General features: G+C 33.9%; 18 protein-coding genes and 1 pseudogene. 5 read left to right on the top strand and 14 right to left on the bottom strand.

Annotation, left to right across the window (positions count from 1 at the left end; translation table 11 throughout):
* Positions 1–359 precede the first annotated feature (359 nt).
* Positions 360–1,136, bottom strand: a complete 777-nt coding sequence (locus NST63_RS13480) for a carbon-nitrogen family hydrolase (protein WP_071975855.1) — start codon at positions 1,134–1,136, stop codon at positions 360–362.
* Between the two features lie 118 nt (positions 1,137–1,254).
* On the opposite strand from NST63_RS13480, the gene NST63_RS13485 reads away from it, so the two are divergent.
* On the top strand, positions 1,255–2,421 hold the full coding sequence (locus NST63_RS13485) for a pyridoxal phosphate-dependent aminotransferase (protein WP_341042521.1): 1,167 nt from the start codon (positions 1,255–1,257) through the stop codon (positions 2,419–2,421).
* Between the two features lie 220 nt (positions 2,422–2,641).
* Here the strand turns inward: NST63_RS13485 and NST63_RS13490 are convergent, their stop codons facing one another.
* The 3 genes from NST63_RS13490 to NST63_RS13500 all read right to left on the bottom strand — a co-directional run bounded on the left by NST63_RS13490 (position 2,642) and on the right by NST63_RS13500 (position 6,050).
* Positions 2,642–4,300, bottom strand: a complete 1,659-nt coding sequence (locus tag NST63_RS13490) for an amidohydrolase (protein ID WP_341042522.1) — start codon at positions 4,298–4,300, stop codon at positions 2,642–2,644.
* A gap of 65 nt (positions 4,301–4,365) precedes the next feature.
* On the bottom strand, positions 4,366–5,829 hold the full coding sequence (locus NST63_RS13495) for a sodium:solute symporter family protein (protein ID WP_341042524.1): 1,464 nt from the start codon (positions 5,827–5,829) through the stop codon (positions 4,366–4,368).
* Positions 5,829–6,050: a DUF3311 domain-containing protein gene (locus NST63_RS13500; protein WP_058003794.1), complete on the bottom strand. Its 222-nt coding sequence runs from the start codon at positions 6,048–6,050 to the stop codon at positions 5,829–5,831. Before NST63_RS13500 ends, NST63_RS13495 begins: the two co-directional genes overlap by 1 nt.
* A 689-nt stretch (positions 6,051–6,739) precedes the next feature.
* Between NST63_RS13500 and NST63_RS13505 the strand changes: the two genes are divergently transcribed.
* Positions 6,740–7,870 (top strand): CAP domain-containing protein, encoded by a 1,131-nt coding sequence (locus tag NST63_RS13505; RefSeq protein WP_079991206.1) that lies wholly within the window; start codon positions 6,740–6,742, stop codon positions 7,868–7,870.
* Between the two features lie 77 nt (positions 7,871–7,947).
* On the top strand, positions 7,948–8,142 hold the full coding sequence (locus NST63_RS13510) for an alpha/beta-type small acid-soluble spore protein (RefSeq protein ID WP_058003796.1): 195 nt from the start codon (positions 7,948–7,950) through the stop codon (positions 8,140–8,142).
* A 281-nt stretch (positions 8,143–8,423) separates the two neighbouring features.
* Here NST63_RS13510 and NST63_RS13515 read toward each other — a convergent pair whose 3' ends face one another.
* The 7 genes and pseudogenes from NST63_RS13515 to NST63_RS13545 all read right to left on the bottom strand — a co-directional run bounded on the left by NST63_RS13515 (position 8,424) and on the right by NST63_RS13545 (position 15,340).
* Positions 8,424–9,044 carry a hypothetical protein gene (locus NST63_RS13515; RefSeq protein WP_341042526.1) on the bottom strand — a complete coding sequence of 207 codons (621 nt, stop codon included), beginning with the start codon at positions 9,042–9,044 and terminating at the stop codon, positions 8,424–8,426.
* A 16-nt stretch (positions 9,045–9,060) separates the two neighbouring features.
* Positions 9,061–10,593, bottom strand: coding sequence for an SMI1/KNR4 family protein (locus NST63_RS13520; RefSeq protein WP_341044200.1), 1,533 nt, complete (start codon positions 10,591–10,593; stop codon positions 9,061–9,063).
* Positions 10,594–10,631: 38 nt separating this feature from the next.
* Positions 10,632–11,678 (bottom strand): ADP-ribosylglycohydrolase family protein, encoded by a 1,047-nt coding sequence (locus NST63_RS13525; protein ID WP_341042529.1) that lies wholly within the window; start codon positions 11,676–11,678, stop codon positions 10,632–10,634.
* 69 nt (positions 11,679–11,747) lie between these two features.
* The gene (locus NST63_RS13530) at positions 11,748–12,497 is read right to left on the bottom strand and encodes an alpha/beta hydrolase (protein WP_212945736.1); all 750 of its coding nucleotides are present in this window, start codon (positions 12,495–12,497) and stop codon (positions 11,748–11,750) included.
* Positions 12,498–12,575: 78 nt separating this feature from the next.
* Positions 12,576–12,785 carry a hypothetical protein gene (locus NST63_RS13535; RefSeq protein WP_341042531.1) on the bottom strand — a complete coding sequence of 70 codons (210 nt, stop codon included), beginning with the start codon at positions 12,783–12,785 and terminating at the stop codon, positions 12,576–12,578.
* Between the two features lie 481 nt (positions 12,786–13,266).
* A pseudogene (locus tag NST63_RS13540) lies at positions 13,267–13,539 on the bottom strand (alanine:cation symporter family protein).
* Between the two features lie 187 nt (positions 13,540–13,726).
* Positions 13,727–15,340, bottom strand: coding sequence for an amidohydrolase (locus tag NST63_RS13545; protein ID WP_341042533.1), 1,614 nt, complete (start codon positions 15,338–15,340; stop codon positions 13,727–13,729).
* A gap of 341 nt (positions 15,341–15,681) precedes the next feature.
* Here NST63_RS13545 and rlmD point away from each other — a divergent pair, with 341 nt between their 5' ends.
* Positions 15,682–17,076, top strand: coding sequence for a 23S rRNA (uracil(1939)-C(5))-methyltransferase RlmD (gene rlmD, locus NST63_RS13550; RefSeq protein WP_341042535.1), 1,395 nt, complete (start codon positions 15,682–15,684; stop codon positions 17,074–17,076).
* A 67-nt stretch (positions 17,077–17,143) separates the two neighbouring features.
* Here the strand turns inward: rlmD and NST63_RS13555 are convergent, their stop codons facing one another.
* On the bottom strand, positions 17,144–17,710 hold the full coding sequence (locus tag NST63_RS13555) for a nitroreductase family protein (RefSeq protein WP_341042537.1): 567 nt from the start codon (positions 17,708–17,710) through the stop codon (positions 17,144–17,146).
* Positions 17,711–17,888: 178 nt separating this feature from the next.
* Between NST63_RS13555 and NST63_RS13560 the strand changes: the two genes are divergently transcribed.
* Positions 17,889–18,842 carry an alpha/beta hydrolase gene (locus NST63_RS13560; protein WP_341044201.1) on the top strand — a complete coding sequence of 318 codons (954 nt, stop codon included), beginning with the start codon at positions 17,889–17,891 and terminating at the stop codon, positions 18,840–18,842.
* An 80-nt stretch (positions 18,843–18,922) separates the two neighbouring features.
* Here NST63_RS13560 and NST63_RS13565 read toward each other — a convergent pair whose 3' ends face one another.
* Both NST63_RS13565 and NST63_RS13570 read right to left on the bottom strand, forming a co-directional pair.
* Complete coding sequence (locus NST63_RS13565; protein ID WP_212945743.1) at positions 18,923–19,081, bottom strand: DUF4021 domain-containing protein; 159 nt, start codon at positions 19,079–19,081, stop codon at positions 18,923–18,925.
* Positions 19,082–19,145: 64 nt separating this feature from the next.
* Positions 19,146–19,877, bottom strand: coding sequence for a CPBP family intramembrane glutamic endopeptidase (locus NST63_RS13570; protein WP_341042538.1), 732 nt, complete (start codon positions 19,875–19,877; stop codon positions 19,146–19,148).
* Positions 19,878–19,974 lie beyond the last annotated feature (97 nt).

Below are 19,974 nucleotides of genomic sequence, written 5' to 3' on the forward strand. Positions count from 1 at the left end.
GTTTTGAAATAGTAAATTAGTGAAAATAATAATTTCACAGTTTCTAATGAATCTATTAATAAAAAAAGTTACTCACAATTTATCAAACACATTTTTAGTGGGACCAAAAGTCAAATTGATTTCTATACGGAGGGAAACTATGAAACAAATGAACAAAATCATGCGAACTTTCCTATTAAAAATACAAAAAATGAATCTTCAGTACAAAAAGGGCATTTTAGCTAGTAGTTCCTGTTAACTGAATGATTTTAGTCAAATATAAATAAAAAAGGAGATGTCTTATTTTAAATGTGGCAAAAGCCATTTTAGACATCCCCAGAAGTTATAACCAGTTCCTAATTCAACTTTAGATATTAAGATTAATATAAATCCTTCCTTCTATCCTGAAAAACTGGGATACTTTGACGAATGAGATCTACTTCCTCAATTTCTAAATTCGTATAAAAGACTCCTTCCTTCGTTTCATTGCCCATCAGAAGTTTACCCCAAGGTGAAATAACCATTGAATGGCCATTGAATTCATTATTTGGATCAATACCTACACGATTGACAGCTACAACAAAACACTGATTTTCTATTGCTCTTGCTCTCAGAAGCAATTGCCAATGGTCAATGCGTTTCTTAGGCCATTGCGCTACGACGAAGATAATCTTTGTTCCTTTAATACAATGTGTTCTTATCCATTCAGGAAAACGTATATCATAACAGATAACCCCTCCACAACAAATATTATCCATCTCAAATATATTTAGAGACTGCCCTTTTTCCAAATATAAATGCTCATCCATCAATTGAAATAAATGTACTTTATCATAATCAGAGACAATCTCTCCCTTTCGATTCACTCCATACATTGTATTATAGAATTGGTTCCCTTTTTTTGTCGCCACTGAACCTCCAATAATATTCACTTGGTAATTTTTGGCCAGTTTAATTAATAGTTGTTTTGTTTTTTCTCCATTTCTATCTGCTAATTGATCCATTTGGTCAAGTGCATAACCTATATTCCACATTTCGGGAAAAACAATCACATCTGCTTTGGAATGTGCTGCTTCTTCGGTAAACTTTATGACTTTATCTCGATTTTTCTCTGGTTCACCAAAAGCAATATCCATTTGTATACATGCAATTTTCATTTCCTCATCCCCCTAGACATATTTGTTTAAAGATTATAAAATTTCAATTAAAACTGCAATTAAAAATAGTACTTTTTCAATAAAATTTAAGATGTTCCAAAACAAAGGTGGAGAGTCTATGGATTATTCAAATCGTTTAAAAAAATTACCTAATCAGTTTTTCGCTTCACTTGTCAGTAAAGTTAATCATGCAATAGCCGAAGGTAGAGACATCATTAATTTAGGACAAGGGAATCCTGATCAACCTACACCTAATCATATTGTTAAAGCATTGCAAAGGGCAGTTGAAGATCCACAAACACATAAATATTCACCCTTTCGAGGACTAATCGAATTAAAAAAAGCAGCATCTAACTTTTACAAAAAACAATTTAATGTTGATATAGATCCTGAAACAGAAGTATCAATACTTTTTGGTGCAAAAGCAGGTCTTGTTGAATTACCGTTCTGTTTACTAAATGATGGTGATCTTATGCTCTTACCCGATCCAGGATATCCTGATTACTTATCTGGTGCTGTATTAGCGAATGTCAATTACCAAACCTTTCCTCTAAAAAAAGAGAATAAATTTTTACCAGATTACAACGCTATTCCAGCCGAGCAAAAACAAGCTGCTAAGTTGATGTATTTAAACTACCCTAATAATCCAACTGGTGCTACGGCAAATTATGATTTTTTCGAAGAAACAGTAGATTTTGCATTTAAAAATCGAATTACTATTGTACACGACTTCGCCTATGGTGCGATCGGTTTTGATGGAAAAAGACCCATTAGCTTTCTTGAAATAAAAGGTGCTAAGAAGGTTGGAGTAGAAATGTATACACTTTCGAAAACATATAATATGGCTGGTTGGAGAGTTGGTTTTGCTGTCGGTAACCCAATAGTAATTGAAGCGCTAAACCTACTTCATGACCATATGTATGTCAGCCTTTTTCCAGCTATACAACAATCTGCCATTACAGCACTAATGAATGATCAAAAATGTGTTGAAAAACTTGTCAACCTATATGAACAAAGAAGAAATTCTTTCATTCATGCTTGTTTAGAAATTGGGTGGAAGGTTGATTCACCAGCGGGCTCCTTTTTCGCTTGGCTTCCAGTTCCAGAGGGATTTACGAGTGAAGAGTTCGCAGACTATCTCTTAGATAAAGCAAATGTCGCTGTTGCCCCAGGTATTGGCTTTGGAAAAAATGGAGAAGGATTTGTTCGAGTGGGTTTGTTGGAGGATACAGATCGTCTCGTAGAAGCAGTAAAGCGTATTGGAAAATTAGGGATCTTTTTATAAGGTCCTTTTCTCAAGGAATTTACAAAACAACAACAGAAAACTCATTTTATAACTGAAGAATCATGTGAAAAAATCCCTTTCATTAAAACTAAAATTGAAAGGGATATCTTGATTATTCTACCAATATATTATTCATTAAATTTATTAATTTTTTCCTTGAAAGCTAAGAAAGTTATTAAACTCATCATAGATCGGCTATTTTTTCAGCAATTGAGAGAATTTATTCATTTATGCTAACTGAATTGTTGTTCCTTATATTATTGCTCATTTGATAAGGATCATATAAAACTTTGCCATCAATCATAGTAAGTTCTACGTTAATATCCTTTATTTTCGAAGCTTGAACATTCATTAGGGACTCACTTAAAACAACAAAATCAGCAAGTTTTCCTACTTCTATGCTACCCTTGATATTTTCTTCAAAGCTTGCATAGGCACCATTCCATGTGTATGCTCTTATAGCTTGTAAAACACTTATAGATTGTTTTTTTCCTACTGCTGTTCCAAGATGAGACTCTCTATTAACCGCAGCATGAATACCTAATAATGGATCGACCATTGTAACGGGCGCGTCAGATCCAAAAGCGGCAATGATTCCTTTTTCAATATAATCACGAGCAGGGTACATCACTTCTACTCGATCTCCGTAATATTCCAGATACTTCTCCCCATTTACATACATAAAAACAGGATTAGGAATAATAACAACGTCCAACTCCTGCATCCTTTCCTGTAAATCAAGTGGTGCTATTCCCGCATGTTCTATCCGATGACGATGGTTCTTACGTGGATGTTCAGATAAAGCCTTCTCGAAACAATTTAAAAGCATTTCTATTGCCCTATCCCCTTGAGCATGGGCAGTAATTTGGTAACCATTCTTATGTGCTTCACCTAAAATTCGATTCAACTCTTCTTGACTGTAATATATCACCCCGTAGTCATCTGCCTTATGATTATAAGGTTCACGAGTAGCAATTGTTGGTCCAGTACTACTCCCATCTGTAAAAACCTTTGCTGGTCCAATTTTGAATCGTTCATTACCAAGTCCCGTTATTGGACCCGCTTCAACCATTTTTTTTACAAAATGATGTGAGTTTGTTAAGGAACCGATGATCGCATATACACGAACTTTTATTTCATTCGCATTGATTGCTTGCTGCATAATACGAATCGTTTCCGAACCTTCTCCGTATGCTCCAGCATCATGAATACTAGTAATTCCTTTTTTTATAAATTCGTCAGATGCAAGCTTCATCCCTTTTCTCAATTCTTCCTTAGAATAACTCGCATATTCAAATAAATTCATATGTGCATTTTCTATCAATTTTCCAGTGAGGGAACCATCCTTGTTTCTTTCAATGATACCACCTTCAGGATCTTTCGTACCTTGCGTTATTCCAGCTTTTTCTAAAGCCAAACTATTCACAATGGAGGTGTGGTTACACGTTCGAATCACAACAATCGGATGATCAGTTGAGATTTCATCAAGCTCTTCCTTTGTTGGACATCTATTTTCTTTTACTAAAGATTCACTAAACCCCCATGCACGTACCCAATTTCCTTTCGGTGTTTCTTCCGCTTTTATTCTCAAATCCTGAAATATATCTTTCAATGAGTGAATATGAGGTTCAATGCAGCTAACACCTAAAAGATTTGTCCCATATATGGTCAAATGCAAATGAGCATCTATAAATCCAGGAAGAAGTGATTTTCCATTTAAATCAATACATTTTGTATCCTTTGTGACATAAGGGTGAATATCAGCTTTAGTTCCAACAGCGATGATTCGATTCTTTTTCACTGCTACACATTCCACAATTCTATTTTCGGCATCAACTGTAATAACCTCTCCATTGAAAAAAATAATATCCGCCTTCATATACTTCTCCCTCCATTTCCAATTTGTATTGAATAAATTCGTAATAAATATTTATTGGTTTATTTTTATGCGGCATCCACATAATTTTTAGCTGCTTCTAGTTGTGGTTTTGTTGCATAACATACAATCACCATAACCACAATATTTACAATCAACCCTAATATTCCTGCATGTATCTCAAATGGAGTGGTTGTTGCTACTAGTTGAAAATAGTAATTTACTATTGTTCCAACAATTAGACCTGAAATAACTCCTGAAGCAGTCGCTCTCCTCCAATACAAAGCACTATATACAGCTGGTGCAAATTGAACAATCGAACCATATGCACCAAGTAGTAATGCAACTAAACCTTGCCCGCCAAATACAGTAATATAATAAGATAAAGCCCCGATGACAAAAACGCCTAATCTCATAATAAGCAAGGTATTTTTATCGGAAATATGTTTCCATATATTTTTTATCACACCATCAGTAACCTCTAAGGATGCACTATGAGTGATAGCATCAGCAGTTGACATTGCTGCAGCAAGTGCACCAGCACCAACAAGTCCATAAACCCAGCCAGGTAAATTCATAATGGTTGTAATTAAATATGGTAAAATTTGATCTGGGTTCGCTATTTTCTCTGAATCAACAACACCTACAGCGGCAAATCCGACTAATAATAACGGAACGAGAAAGAGGGCAAAAATAGGATAGGCAAGTACCGTCTTCTTAATAGTTCGAGAATTGGAAGCATATGATTTCGTAAATAAATGGGGCCACATAAGAAAGCCGATGACAGAAACTAAGATGGTCGTTGAATAAGCGACAGTCCCCATATTTGAACCGTCTTTTCCTATTTGTAAAAAAGCTGGCGATTCTTTAACAATTTTAGCGAACATTTCAGTAGTTCCGCCATGTAATTGATGGACAATTGAAAGACCAACAACCCATGAAACAATAATCATTAATAAACCTTGAAATACATCAGACCATGCAGCTGCTCTTAATCCTCCTGTTGCGACATAAATGACAACAATTCCATAAGATATTAGCGCACCTAGCCAGAATGGAATTCGACCCTCAGTCATTACATCAAATATCAAAGCCATCCCCGACATTTGAGTTGCTAAATATTGAACAGAAGCAAATAAAGCAATCACGCCTATAAGAATAGCAAGTAATGGACTGTTGTACCTTCCTTTTAAAAAAGCTGAAATGGTATAATATCGATTCCTTTTTCCGATTTTCCCGACTTTTGGGCCAATAATATACCAAGGCAATATGGCAAATGCGGTATAAGCAATAATATATAAAGATGGAGCCCCTTTTGAATATGCCCATCCCGGCGCTCCTAAAAAAGAAAATGCGCTAAATACTGCACCGCCCATTAAAAACCACATAACAAACAAACTAAGTTTACCGCCTGCAACAGCAAATTCATCGAGAGAGCTACCGTCTCTACCTCTACCAGCCATAACTCCTACAATAAGTGCGATTACTAAATAACCAACCATCATAATAAGTGCGATCTGCCATCCGGGCATTATTCATCCCCCTCTTCATGCTTTTCTGGATCTAGAATAAATAGAACAATTAAGGCAAGAAATGTAATAACTATCCATAAAATGACCCAAAAGAAAGAAAAAGGTAGACCAAAAATTATTGGTGTTGCACGATTCCCAATCTCAAATAGAGGAAAAAGTAAAAGAAAAAAAGGAATCAATGTAGTGATCCCAAAAATTGTATGAAATCTTCGTTTACTCATCGTCCATCTCCTTTTTCGTAAATTTTTATTGATAGCGAGGAGTTTTATGACTATGGTACTCACAAAAAAACGTGATTACTTTTCACCTCTCATCCTTTTCCTCCATTTCGACTATCACTATGAGTATATGAAAAGGGGTTGTATATTAAATGTTACATAATGACTAAAATAATTTATTTACTGTTTCACTTTATGTCTAGTCGCCTAGGTTCATTTTACTTGGACTACCTATTCTTTATAAAACAATTTCTCAAACATTACTGCTATTTAAACAAATTTTTGATGAGTAAATATCCGCTGAGGAATGCTATTTTCTTTATTTCAACTAAAAAAAAAACATCAATCCTTTGTTGGGTGTAAAAGCAGTAGTCAGGCTTTTACACCCAAAAAAATAAAAGCGCCTATGTAAGGCACCTTATTAGTAGTTTAGTATTTTTTCCCTTTTATTTAACTACAAAGTATTCATTCGGATAAGTTCTTCTTAAAATATTTCTAATTGATAGGGTTAATCACTACGTTTGATTAATATTTACCCTAGTTTTATATTCAGTTAATGTTTATGGACGAAAAATTAAATCATTTATATTATAAATAATCTGGAAAAACTTAGCGCTCAGTAATGCATACCTTATTGCTTATACATTTGAATTAATTTGGTTATAATTCTAGTAGAAATGGAGTGAATAAATTTGTTCCGATTACTTTTGTATTTAGGAATCATCTTTTTGTTGATATTTTCCTGGCCATCATTAAAAAAAGAGTTGGCAACCTCTGATTTTCATAAAACGGTGGAGTCTATAGAAACCAATTTAAAAAATATGAAAGAAAATATTAATTTAGAAGAAAGAATTAAACCTGTATCCGATAAGGTCAAGCAAATAATCAGTGATATCGGTTTTGATATTAAGGAAAAGCAAAAAATAGAACAAAAAGAGTTGGATAAGGTAAAACTAACAACACCATCTAATCAAATGTTTTCAATTAATAATATTGAATTAGGTGATGCAAAAAAAGATATTGAAGGAAAGCTTGGTTCAGCAAAGAGGGCTTCGCAAAATGAATATGGTGAAGATTGGTATGCTTATCATAAAGATTATCATCAATTTTTTATGGTAATGTATGATCAACAGAATAGGGTTAATGGATTATATACAAATCAAAATTTAATTTCCTCAACCAATGGGATTAAAATAGGAACATCAAAAGAAATCGTTCGAAACAGGCTTGGAAAACCACTAACCAGCATTCAAAAAGGATGGATCATTTATAAATTTCAAAAGCAGAGTGATTATGACGTTTTTTTAATTAATGATGTGTATATAACTATTTTTTACGATAAATATGAAAATAATACAGTTACAGCTTTACAATTGATTAGTAAAGACTTGGAAGATAAAAAGAAAGACTATTATACAATAGCGAACCAATCATTAGAAAAAGGCTTTGAATATCAATTATTTGATTTAACCAACTCTGCGAGAGTCAACCACCAATTACCAATTCTGACTTGGGATCAGCATGTCAAAGGCACTGCTCTTGACCATAGTAGAGACATGGCTAAAAATAATTATTTTGATCACACAAATCTTAAAGGCCAATCACCATTTGACCGGATGTCTCAAGATCATATTTCCTTCATTTTAGCTGGGGAAAATATTGCATATGGGCAAATGAGTAGTATTTTCGCACATGAAGGATTAATGAATTCAATGGGCCATCGTAAAAACATTCTTCAGAAGGATTATGAATATATGGGCGTCGGCGTTGCTTTCAATAATGAATCACAACCTTACTATACACAGAATTTTTATGCAAAATAAGAATTAGGATTATAGAATAGGATAAATTATATACGAGCAATTATACTTGCTCAATATCTCGTCGGGAGTGATGTATCATGGCAAGAAACAAACTTTTGGTTCCTGGTGCGGACAAAGTTCTGGATCAAATGAAAGAAGAAATTGCCAATGAGTTTGGAGTTCAACTTGGTGCTGATACGACCGCACGTGCTAATGGTTCAGTTGGAGGCGAAATGACAAAACGTTTAATTGCTTACGCTGAACAATCATTAAGAAATCAACAAGGTGAGTAGCCTGTGATTTCAAAAAAAGGGTACCATAATTAATTATGGTACCCGCTTTTCATAAGGCTGTTTTCGTATAGTTTGTTGCTTTTGTAAAAGCCCAACTACCGGCTTTTACTCCCAATAAAGGATTCTAGCGGTTATTATGGGAAATGCAGCTCTTTTCTCAGTAAAATGAAACGTGTAGCGGTCCTCAGTTGATATTTATTAGTTATAACTATACTTAAATAGCAACAATGTTTGAGAAAAGAGCCTTTAATAAAGATAAATACTACTTTTAGAATTGCTTCCTAATCGAATAATTGAGAAATTTCCTTCAAGGCATTTTGAGCATCTCTTTCAGGATTTAAACAATTAATCATTTCTTCATTAATAGGCAATCCTGAATAAATTTGCTTTACTATTTCTTTTTGAATCGTTTGTTCATAATAACATTCAGCCCATTCAATATATTCATCTGCCGTCGTATAAATGGCACCTAATAAAAATTCTGATCCGTCATCCTCTCCGTTAGGAATATGTACATCTCCCATTTCCCAAGATGATGCCCCTGTTTCTCGCCAAATACAAAATGTAACTTCTTCTTTTTCTAGTGGCTCATCTTCAAGATATTTCAATAGAGAATGTGGTGTTTGATCATATATTCCAGGGTATACTTCAAATTCTTCCCTAGCATGCGGGCTTAGAAAAGATTCATGATCGAATCCTTTCATTATTATTCCCGCTTCAGTAAAAATAATAAATAAAACATCCCCTGCACCATTATCAATTGTGGCAAGAGAAATATTCTTATCCCATTGATTATCAAACATGTGATAACGCAGCCAATCTTCTTCACAAAAAATAATGTCTAGGGCAGCATGTATTTTCAATAGATGTTTTAATTCAGCTGGTTCAGGTATTTGCTTCATTATAATCCCTTCCTTATCAACCTAAGAATTGATGCCATATGTCACTTTCCTCATCTGTCATTTCACCAATAATCGTCGAAAAATCAATTTTTCTATGAAAAAGATCTTTTAATATATTAAATTGACTAAAGGATCCTGTAAATCTTTCTAGTGATTCAGACATTGCAACCACTGATAAATTTTGAATGGATGAATGATTTAATTCTAATGCTTTCAAACTAGTTATTTTTCCTAGGAATGTACCATCTTCTATTGTAGTATCTTTTAGCTTAATTTCTCTTAATGTTTGAGAGGATTTCAAACCATCTAAACCGGTTAAATGACTATTGATAAGTTCTAAAGATTGTAATTGAGTTAATTTACCTAATAAATTCAAATCGTCTTCGGAAAAATCGTTCATATCAAAGATTTTCAAGTGTTTTAAAGTATGAATTGTTGAAACTGCCTTAAGTTGTTTTATATTATAGATAGAGATGGAAAGAGTTTCTAGTGAATTACATTGGGATAAAGCAGTATAGTCTTCAATTTCTGTTTCATGCATATCCAATTCCTTTAGTGATGGAAGCTTAGCTAATTGTGTACAATCTTTTACTTTTGATCGATTAATATTCAAAAATTGCAGATGTTCTAAATTTGCTAGAACGTGTAAATCAGAGATAGGCGTATGGGCAAGATATAGCTTTTTCAGAGACAACATATTTTTTAAAGGTTCTAGAGTAGTTATATGATTTCCGCTTAAAATTAACTCCCTCACCTCCGTACACTTTGTTAAAGGCTCAATATTTGTAAGATTTTCGCTCATCAAATAAAGTTTTTTTATCTTTACGAAATCGATTGGATTATTCACTCTTTCTTTAATTATTTCTAACCATTGATTATCTAATTGTTCAAGCCAATTTTTTATAACTATATCTGAGTTACCTGATTTTATAGGTTTTAATACAGGAAGTTCCAATGATCGGATAACATCTAAAAAATGGATATTTTGATTGGCTCCATAACTCCAATATGTGTAATCTTCTTCATGATGAATGGTATATTTCTTATTCTTTAAAGTGTGGTTTATAAATTCTAGTAAATCACTAAGTTGTTCAGCAATCACATATTTTATTTCCTCATCACGACCAAAATTAATAACTTGTCCACATGATCCTTTTACATCTGGATCATTATCTATTCCGATATGGTTGCCCCCGTAATCTTTACTAATGGGTATCCAATTTCTATTAATATATCTTTCTTTAATATAATTAGTGGGAATCGAATAAGAATCTCCTTCTAATGCATATTCCTCCTCTAGATCTGCCCAAATTTTCCACTCTTGTAACATATCTTCTAAAGTAAGAAATGGTAGACCGAAAAACAAACCGGGTCCGTTTTCATTTTCCCCATTATGTAAAAGATAAAGTGCACGTAATTGTTCTGGGAAAATAAGATTCATTTGCTTTTCCACACTTTGAATTTCTAACTCAGTCGCAGGTGGATTCAAAAATGATGGAAAAACGTGTTTCAGTTTCTCTCTAATTTCACATATAATCGACTGCATTATGGTTACTCCTTCCATAAATTTAAACCAGTTTATATTACTTAATCAAATGGCATTTGATATAAATTATTGCTTACTTCTATAATGAGCTCCTTCAATTCTAATACGTCCATCCATTCTTTAGGAATGACATTTAAGCCATAATGAGCTCCCAAAATATTTCCACAAATTGAACCTGTGGAATCACTATCACCATCATGATTAACAGAGAAAGCTAATGATTTTTTGAAATCTGCTTCTATAAGACTACAGTATAGTGAAATGGCTAATGCTTCCTCTGCTATCCATCCTTCACCAATAATAGAAATTGCTTTTTCAGGTTCAAGTTCTTTTACTGACAGCTCCAGTGCAAGATCCAGAGCAGCTAAACATTCTTCATGATTAGCATGCTTTTTTAAAATGGATAAAGCTGTCATGGTACTATCTAAAATCGTCTTACCATTAACAAGTTCTGCGATTATTATCGCAAATGCACCAGCTGACAGGTAGCCAGTCGGATGCCCATGAGTAATTGCAGCAATATCAGAACCTATTTTAAACGCATATTCAGGTTCTTTATGTAAAAATAAGCCTACAGGAGCCACTCGCATAACACCACCACAACCTTTACTTTGATTAATCGGTTGTTCGATGGATCCCATTTTTCCACTACCGAGTGCAGATAAACAAGTATTTCCTGGTGCACGATTGGAAAATAACTCCTTATAATCAAGAAGACTACTATTCTCTTCATGTAATTGCTTTTTTAGCCAAACTTGATCTGTCTCCGTAGGCAAAGTTCCTGTTTGTGTGTAATACCAACGTAAATAGGATTGATAGGTTCCACTCCCAGCATAGGAACCTATTCCTCTCATTCTCATTCGATTATAGGCCCAAATGAGACCATCTGCAGTAAAAAGTGTCATTTGTGTATCATCGGAAATAAGTGCTTTACCTTTTTGGCTGTTCTTTTCCAATTCTGTTATTCCACTTTCACCGAAAATCGATTTGATTTCTTCAAGTTTTTTAAATTCGACTTCATAGCCCAATGCATCACCGATCGCACCACCAACTAGAGTTGCAATAAATATTTCTCTTGTTGTTTTCAACAAACCACCTTCTTGTAACTTATCATTAAAAGAACATTGATATATTTTATTATCAATGTTCATTATATATTATTTCTCGATAATACTATTTATAAATTGTAATGTGTTTTCAATAATGATCTGCTGGTCATTATCTAGTGTAGCAACATGATAACTATTCTTTAACTCTATTAATTCCTTTTCCTTAGAAGAAATATGCTCAAATATCAATTGGGAGTTATCAGGAGGCACAACATGATCCTCCTTTGATACAAAAATTAAAGCGGGACAAGTAACCTTACTTAAATCCTCCTTAACCACTTTCATTAATTGGACAATTTGTTGAATTGATTTAGTCGGCGTTTTTTCATAGGCTAATTCTTTCACATTTGGCTTTTTAATATCTGAGCCAATCGCATCCAAAAAACGGATCTCAGATTGTGCAGCAACATCAGCCATCATTGGTATATCAATTGCTGCATTAATAGGAATAATCCCTTTAATATCAGGGTATGTCTCAGCCATATAAAGGGTTAAAGTTCCACCCATGGATAGTCCTGTTACAAAAATAGTATCACAACGTTCCTTTAACCAATGGTAGCCCTCCTCAATAGATTTGACCCAATCCCTATAGGTAGAAGCTTCCATATCTAAATAATGAGTACCATGACCTAACAATCTAGGGACGCAAACAGTATATCCTTTTTCTGCATATGCTTCACCAAGCGGTTTCATGCTTTGTGTAGTCCCTGTAAATCCATGAGAAACAAGAATTCCGATACGATTTCCTTCAAAAAATAAAGGACTTGCATCTGGTAATATCATATAATTTTTCGACATAAACTATCCCTCCATGGCAGAATAATACTATTACAGTTATTCGCCACAGTTCATTGAAACCCTTCTTTAATTTTGACCTTAAAAAAGGGACAAGAACCTTTCCCCAATAAAACGACCCCTTTCGATTTTCTTCTTATATGAAATTGTATTAGGCTTTGTAAATTCATCAATATCCCATGGATATCCAAAACGCCCAAGACCACTTAGCTTATTGTCTACAAATAATATATTCGGAACTTTATTAACTGTTTGATCAATGACATGTGTCATCCCACTATCATTTTTCAATCAAAAAATAAAGCCTATCCTTAAAGAATCACCCAAAATTCGATTTTATGGAGATACAATAAAAATTAATGATATATTTATTTCGAAACAACTTTCTTCTCGGTTACGGGTGATTGTTTCTCTTGGTCTTCATAAAAAATGGCAAAGTTTGGTTTATCTGAGCCAACCCCCTAAATATCTTGCCTTATAATCTTTTAGTAGTTCAAAGAACTTTTTGCTTAAAAGTAGAATTCAATATTTAAAATTTTTTTCTTCTCCTAGCCCTTTTTCCATATAGTAGGTCGGTCCTACATATGGATCACCATTTTCATCTGTATTTCTATAAGGATCTTTTCTTAAATATTGCTGTTTTAAGGTACAGTCGTAACTCATAAAAATCCGGTTAAAGACCGCTTTTCCTTAATTTCACTAAGAAAAGAGCTACAAACTTTATAATAACCGATGAATGCTTTATTAAGGGTAAAAGCCGGTAGTAGGGCTTTTACAAAAGAAACAGACTATACAAAAATAGCCTTCTATAATAAACGGATAGGGTTACTTCCACTGTTTTAATTAGCATCCCAATTAATGCGCTGCACCACCTCCAAAACACCGCACCTGGTCAACCGACCGCGATTGCGGTCGCTACACCTCCAATATTTCCTACACCTACTGATCCCCCAATTGCTGTACTGACTGCTACAAAAGGAGAGAGGATGCCTTTTGCATTGTTTTTATCTTTTTTCCTAAGAATAAGTCCAAAAGTTTGTTTCATAATATGAGGAAAATAACGAAATTGAAATAATTTACTCCTTAAAGTAAAATAAAATCCTGCAAATAATATCGTAAAAATTAGTGGCACTCCCTATAAAAAGGTCACACGCTTTCTAGTATTGTTTCCATTTCCACTCCTCCATTTTTAAGTTGAAATTACTGTTTAAATAATTTATATAAAGAAGCTACTAATAAGTAGCCCCAGTCTTTTCATATGTTACCTTTCCACCAATTACCGTTTGTACAACCTCTGTTGATAAAATTTCATCTGGATTCTTGAATTCAAATATGTTCTTTGATAAAACTGTCATATCTGCAAACTTCCCACGAGTAATCGTACCTTTACTATTTTCTTCATTCGTTGCGTATGAACCACCAATAGTAAATAATTTAATAGCTTCATCAATAGATAGTTTTTCTGTTGGATTCCAACCACCATGTGTTTCACCAGGTGCCCTCCTTGTGACAGCTGCATGAATACCTAATAGAGGATCAATTGGTTCTACTGGAGCGTCTGATCCACCTGCACAGATGACACCTGATGATAATAATGTTTTCCATGCATAAGAAAGTTGCGTTCTGGATTCACCCAATCTATCTCGAACCCAAGGGAAATCTCCCACAACAAATCTCGGTTGAATATCAACAATCCTACTAGGTTTTTTCAAACGTGGAATTAATTCTTTACGTAGAACTTGTGCATGGATGATACGATCGCGATAGGCAACGGTTGGGAATTGGTCTAATATATCTAGTACATTTTCAAGTGCTTGATCACCTATCGTATGAACAGCAATAGGCATTGCAAGCATTCTTGCTTCTTGGATAATTGAATACAAGGTTTCTTGATCAAACATTGCATCTCCAACTGTAGAAGGATCATCATGATAGGGACTTGATAATAATGCCGTTCTTCTTCCTAAGGCTCCATCGGCGAAAATTTTTATTGCTCCAATTTGTAAATGATCATTTCCAAAGCCCGCGTACATTCCTGTTTCACGAAGCTCCTTCATATACATATAATCAATTAATAAATTACATCTTAATCCTAATTGTTCTTCATTAATTAATTCATCATAAATTTGATAAGTTTGATAGAATCCATTAAGGAAAGCAGGATCATTTGTATGAACACTAGTAAGTCCTTTTTCCATGGCAAACTTGATTGCCTGATGAACAGCTTTTTTTAATTCCGAATAAGATTTTTCAGGGATATATTTATTTATTAGTTCATACGCAGATTCCAGTAATAATCCCGTTGGCTTTCCAGTCCTCTCATCTAATACTATGGTTCCCCCTTCTGGAACAGCCGTATGAGGATTAACATGGCATATCTCTAATGCTTTACTATTAACTAAAAATGCATGTCCACAAATTCTTGGTATGTATATTGGACAATGTGGAGCTACCAAATCTAATTCTTCAATTGAGGGGATAGAAGAATCGATAAATAAATTTTCATCCCAGCCCCTCCCCAATAGCCATTCCCCTGGTTGAAGTGAATTCGCTCGTTCCTTTATTTTTTCTAGCAACTCCTTTTTGGATTGAACCCCAGTAACATCTAAATTCAAAAAGTTCATCGCTACACCTGCTATATGGACATGACTTTCAATCAATCCAGGAATGACAGTTCTTTCTTGTAAATCTATCACCTTCACATCGTGTCTTCCCCATTGCAGCAACATATCAGATGTTGTACCCATATCAATAATTCTTCCATTTGTTACTACTACAGATTGAACCAACGGAAACATTTGATCCATCGTATAAATCTGACCATTAGTAAAAATAGTAATCGTCATTCAAGCATCTCCTTTACTCCCTCATTTATTTAAATAAAGCTTCAAATAAATCAAATTCACCTTGAACATTCTATAAATTCTTTTATAATTTATTCGCGTCAAAAGAAATATTCCCCTTTAATTAATTCAATTATTTTAAATATTTATATTTTTACAAAACATAAAGTTGCTCAGCCCCTAAAATCTACTATAGATGTATCGTTCACAATCTGGGTTTGTTTCGTTATAATAGAAAAGTATGTTAGAAGTCGTTCATATTGAAATAAATAATAATTGATTAATCAATGCTTCGGCATATCAAATACAGTTAATCACTTTATTTTTGTGAGGAGGAACATTTATTGACTATTACTACAGGAGAATCACTGGTTACAGAAATCCGTCAATTAGATGCCAAAGGATCTGGACAAGCTGTCGTTTGGCGTGAAAATGAACTAGGGAATCCCAAAAAATTAAAACTTACAATCCCTCAAACACTACCGGGAGAAAAAGTAAGAGTAACAGTTGATCAACCAGAAAGAAGAAGAAGAAAGGCGATCCCTGAAGAAATTTTAGAGGCTCATCCGGAAAGAGTGGCACCACCATGTATCCATTTTGAGCGATGCGGAGGCTGCGTATGGCAGCATTGGCAATATTCAGGACAGCTACAGCAGAAAACAAATCATGTAAAACAGGTACTCGAAGTACAAGGTTTTAATCCAGATCTTGTTCAAGATACAATTGGAATGGAAAATCCTTGGCATTATCGCAATAAGATGGAATTCACCTTTGCCCCAGACGGGTCGCTTGGACTTCACGAGCAAGGAAATTTCCGTAAAATTATCTCATTAGAAACATGTTTAATCGCTGGCGAAGAAATGGTAGAAGCGGCAATGGAAGTAGCAAAATGGTCTAAAGAGTATCAATTAACTGGATACGATAAAGATACTCATGAAGGCTTACTTCGTCACTTAATGGTTCGTCAATCATTTGCTACTGGCGAAATGATGCTTGCATTATTTGCAACTGAGAGTCCTAATGAGCATCTTGACAAAGCAGCAAAAAATTTAGTGGAAAGAATTGAAAAAAATTTCCCTCAGGTAAAAAGCTTGTTATGGCTTGAAAATACAGATTGGGCAGATCGGACTCAATCAGAACAAACCCATGTACTTGCAGGCCGTGATTTCATTTATGATGAAATGGCAGGATATCGGTACAGACTTTGGTTCGATACATTTTTTCAAACCAATCCAACACAAGCGCAGAAATTAGTTGAGCTTGCTATAGAAATGGGGCAACCGAAGGAATCCGAAAAAATGATAGATCTTTTCTGTGGCGTTGGTACATTTTCACTGCCTTTTGCAAGCAGAGTAAATAAACTTGCAGGTATTGAAATCGTTGAAACCTCAATTGAATCAGCAAAAAGAAATGCACAAGATAATGGGATCTCCAACACTTACTTTTTGGCTAAAGATGCGAGAAAGGGTATTGACCAAGTCTTAGAAAGTTTTGGCCATCCTGAGTTACTTATGTTAGATCCCCCTCGTTCCGGTGCTGGCGGCAAGGTTATGAGAAGAATTGGTCGTTCCAAGCCAGAAAGAATTGTCTACGTATCCTGTAACCCAGATACCTTTGCAACAGACATCAAAGAGCTAGAACCTTTTGGATACACACTTAAACAAGTACAACCAGTGGATTTATTCCCCCATACAGTACATGTTGAATGTGTTGCATTACTTGTAAGAAATGAAGAATAATTGATTGTAGATAAAGTCAAAGCCCCATAACCAAGTATTTCTTGGATATGGGGCTTCAACTTATGAATTACTTGAACCAAACTGTTTTTTCTTCAGCAGAAATTCTCTTTGCTTGAATATTAAAATCCTTTTTAGAATAACCAATATAAATAAGTCCGATGATTTTGTCACTTTCTTCTAATTTTAAATAAGTATTTAATTCAGGCTCAAATGCAATATCTCCAGTTCGAACGATTGTGGATATTCCCTTCTCTTCTGCAAGAAGAAGTAAATTTTGCATTGCACACCCCGCTGCTACCACTTCTTCTATTTCAGGTACTTTTCCAGAAGGACTTGCTGCTAAGATTATAATTGCTGGTGCTCTTATAGGCCCTTTTTTAGCTTTTTCAATCTTTTTTCGTGCCTCTTCTTCATCTAATCCCTTTGTTTTTCCTTCCATAATTCGTGCCATTTCATTTCCTAACTTTACACGACCTTCCCCTTTCACGACACGAAATTTCCATGGTTCTGTTTTCTTGTGGTTTGGCGCCCATGTTGCTGCTTCTAATAATTCAAGAATGACACTATCGGGTACATCTGTTTGCTCAACTGCACCTATCGAACGTCGATTTTTAATTAAATCTATAATTTCCATAGTTAGTCGACTCCTTATTTTGTACTCACTTTATAAATTATATTTTCATTATAATCGAAAGACGTTGGGTTTTTCCAATATTCTCCCTTATCCGATTTTGTAAACAATTTTTCGTGTTACATCATGATATAATTATTTTATTGATAAGTTTTATAGAAAGGATAATAAAATGAAAAAAATTAAAAAACTTAAAATCATCCTCCCAATTGTGATTATCTTTCTGGTAGGTGTATACTTCTTTATTGGAAATTATTTTTATAATTTTGCTTTAAATGCAAATCAGAAAAAAGATTTTTTAGATGGTAATCCACATTTGGCAGTATCAAAAACAGTAGACAACGAATTGATCGAAAAAAATAAAATGGAAGATGCAACTTTCACTCATAACCATACTGCAAATACTATAAAAATTTCCTCTGCTGATCAATTAAAATTATCTGCTCGATTGTATGAGAATAAACAAACTTCTCATCATTGGGCAATTGTTGTCCATGGCTACAGCGGTAATAATACCCAGATGATTCGATATATTCGCCATTTTCACGAAAATGGGTACAATGTTTTAGCGCCTGATCTACGGGGTCATGGCGAAAGTGAAGGTAAATATATTGGAATGGGTTGGGATGATCGGAAGGATATGCTCCTTTGGATTAATCAAATTATTGAAAAGGACCCAGATGCAGAAATTGCTTTATTTGGTGTTTCAATGGGAGGAGCAACAGTTATGATGACATCAGGTGAAAAATTACCAAAAAACGTCAAAGTAATTGTTGAAGATTGCGGATATTCTTCAGTCATTGAAGAGTTTACATATCAACTTGATGATTTATTTCATCTACCTAAATTCCCATTCATTAATGCAGCTAATACCATTACAAAAATTCGTGCAGGTTATGATTTAAATGATGCAGATGCTGTAAAGCAGGTAGCTAAAAGCAAAACCCCGATCTTATTCATTCACGGTGACAATGATAGCTTTGTCCCTTATAAAATGTTAAATAAAGTTTACCATGCGGCAAAGGTTGAAAAAGATAAACTAATCATTCGTGGTGCTGGACATGGAGAGGCAGAAAAAGTGAATCCTGAATTATATTGGAGTACTCTATGGAAATTTGTTGATCAATATATTTAATTAAAGTTTATTTTCAAATAAAATTCGAGGCTATTTTGAAGCTAAGTACTTTTACTTAACTTTAAAATAGCCTCTCGTATTTATTCTGTGAAATCTTGAAGATTTTCCTCTTCACTTTCCAACATTCCATATAAACCGTTCATAGCTTGTTCCTCGACATTCGCTTTTATTCCACTGTTATTATTAACTTGAGATTCGATTATATTCTCTTCATTATTATTTAAATTTTGTCTTTTCATTCATTTCACCTCTATTATAGATTGTCTAAATGATGGTGAAATATACACAAGCATTAAATTATTATTAGACTAAAAACGTTAAATCTTGATGAGTATTTTTGCTTTTATTCATCCTTTTCCATAAGAAAATAGTATACACGAACAAGATAACGATAATAAGAATTGGATAAAGAGGTGATGCTTCTACATTTCCCATAAAATTCAAAAAATTATTTAATCCATGAAAAGAAATGGTTAGTAGAATGGATTGATTATTTATTATTAAAAGAGAAAGAACCAACCCTACTAAAAATGCGTAAATAATTTGAATAATCGTTTCCTTAAGTGATTGCCCGCCAATGAGCTGTAACATATGCGTAATCCCAAATAGAAAACTAGAGAGGATGACAGCATTCTTCATCCCTTTATATAACAACATTTTTAGCATAAATCCACGAAAAAAAGTTTCCTCAATGAAGGCAACGATCAATACTTGCATAATGAACATTAGAAATACATTCGATAATGACGAAAGATTTAATCCTTTATTTCCAATTACAATAAGGATTAAGATAATCAATAAAGGAAAAAAGAAAAATAAACTTTTCTTCGTTAATTTTATGCAAAAAAAGTAAGTATCCCATTTCCTATTCCAAGTAAGATAGAAAAATATACCTAGAGCAAGAGGTACTAGACCAATAAATTGTAACACAGGATTGGTGGGCACAGTAATCGTTGAATATGCACCATTTCCTGTGTAAAATACCATCAATAAAACCTCTAATCCAATAATTTTCCAAACAATATTTTTGGTCATTCTATTCCCACTTTCCTATAAATGTTTAATAGTCATTATATACTATTAATGCATATATTAAAATTTAATATTCTGAAATTAACACCCAAAAAACCAT

Origin of the sequence: Heyndrickxia sp. FSL W8-0496, from assembly GCF_038007825.1 — a bacterium.
In the GTDB taxonomy this organism is placed as follows: Bacteria; Bacillota; Bacilli; order Bacillales; family Bacillaceae_C; genus Heyndrickxia; species Heyndrickxia oleronia.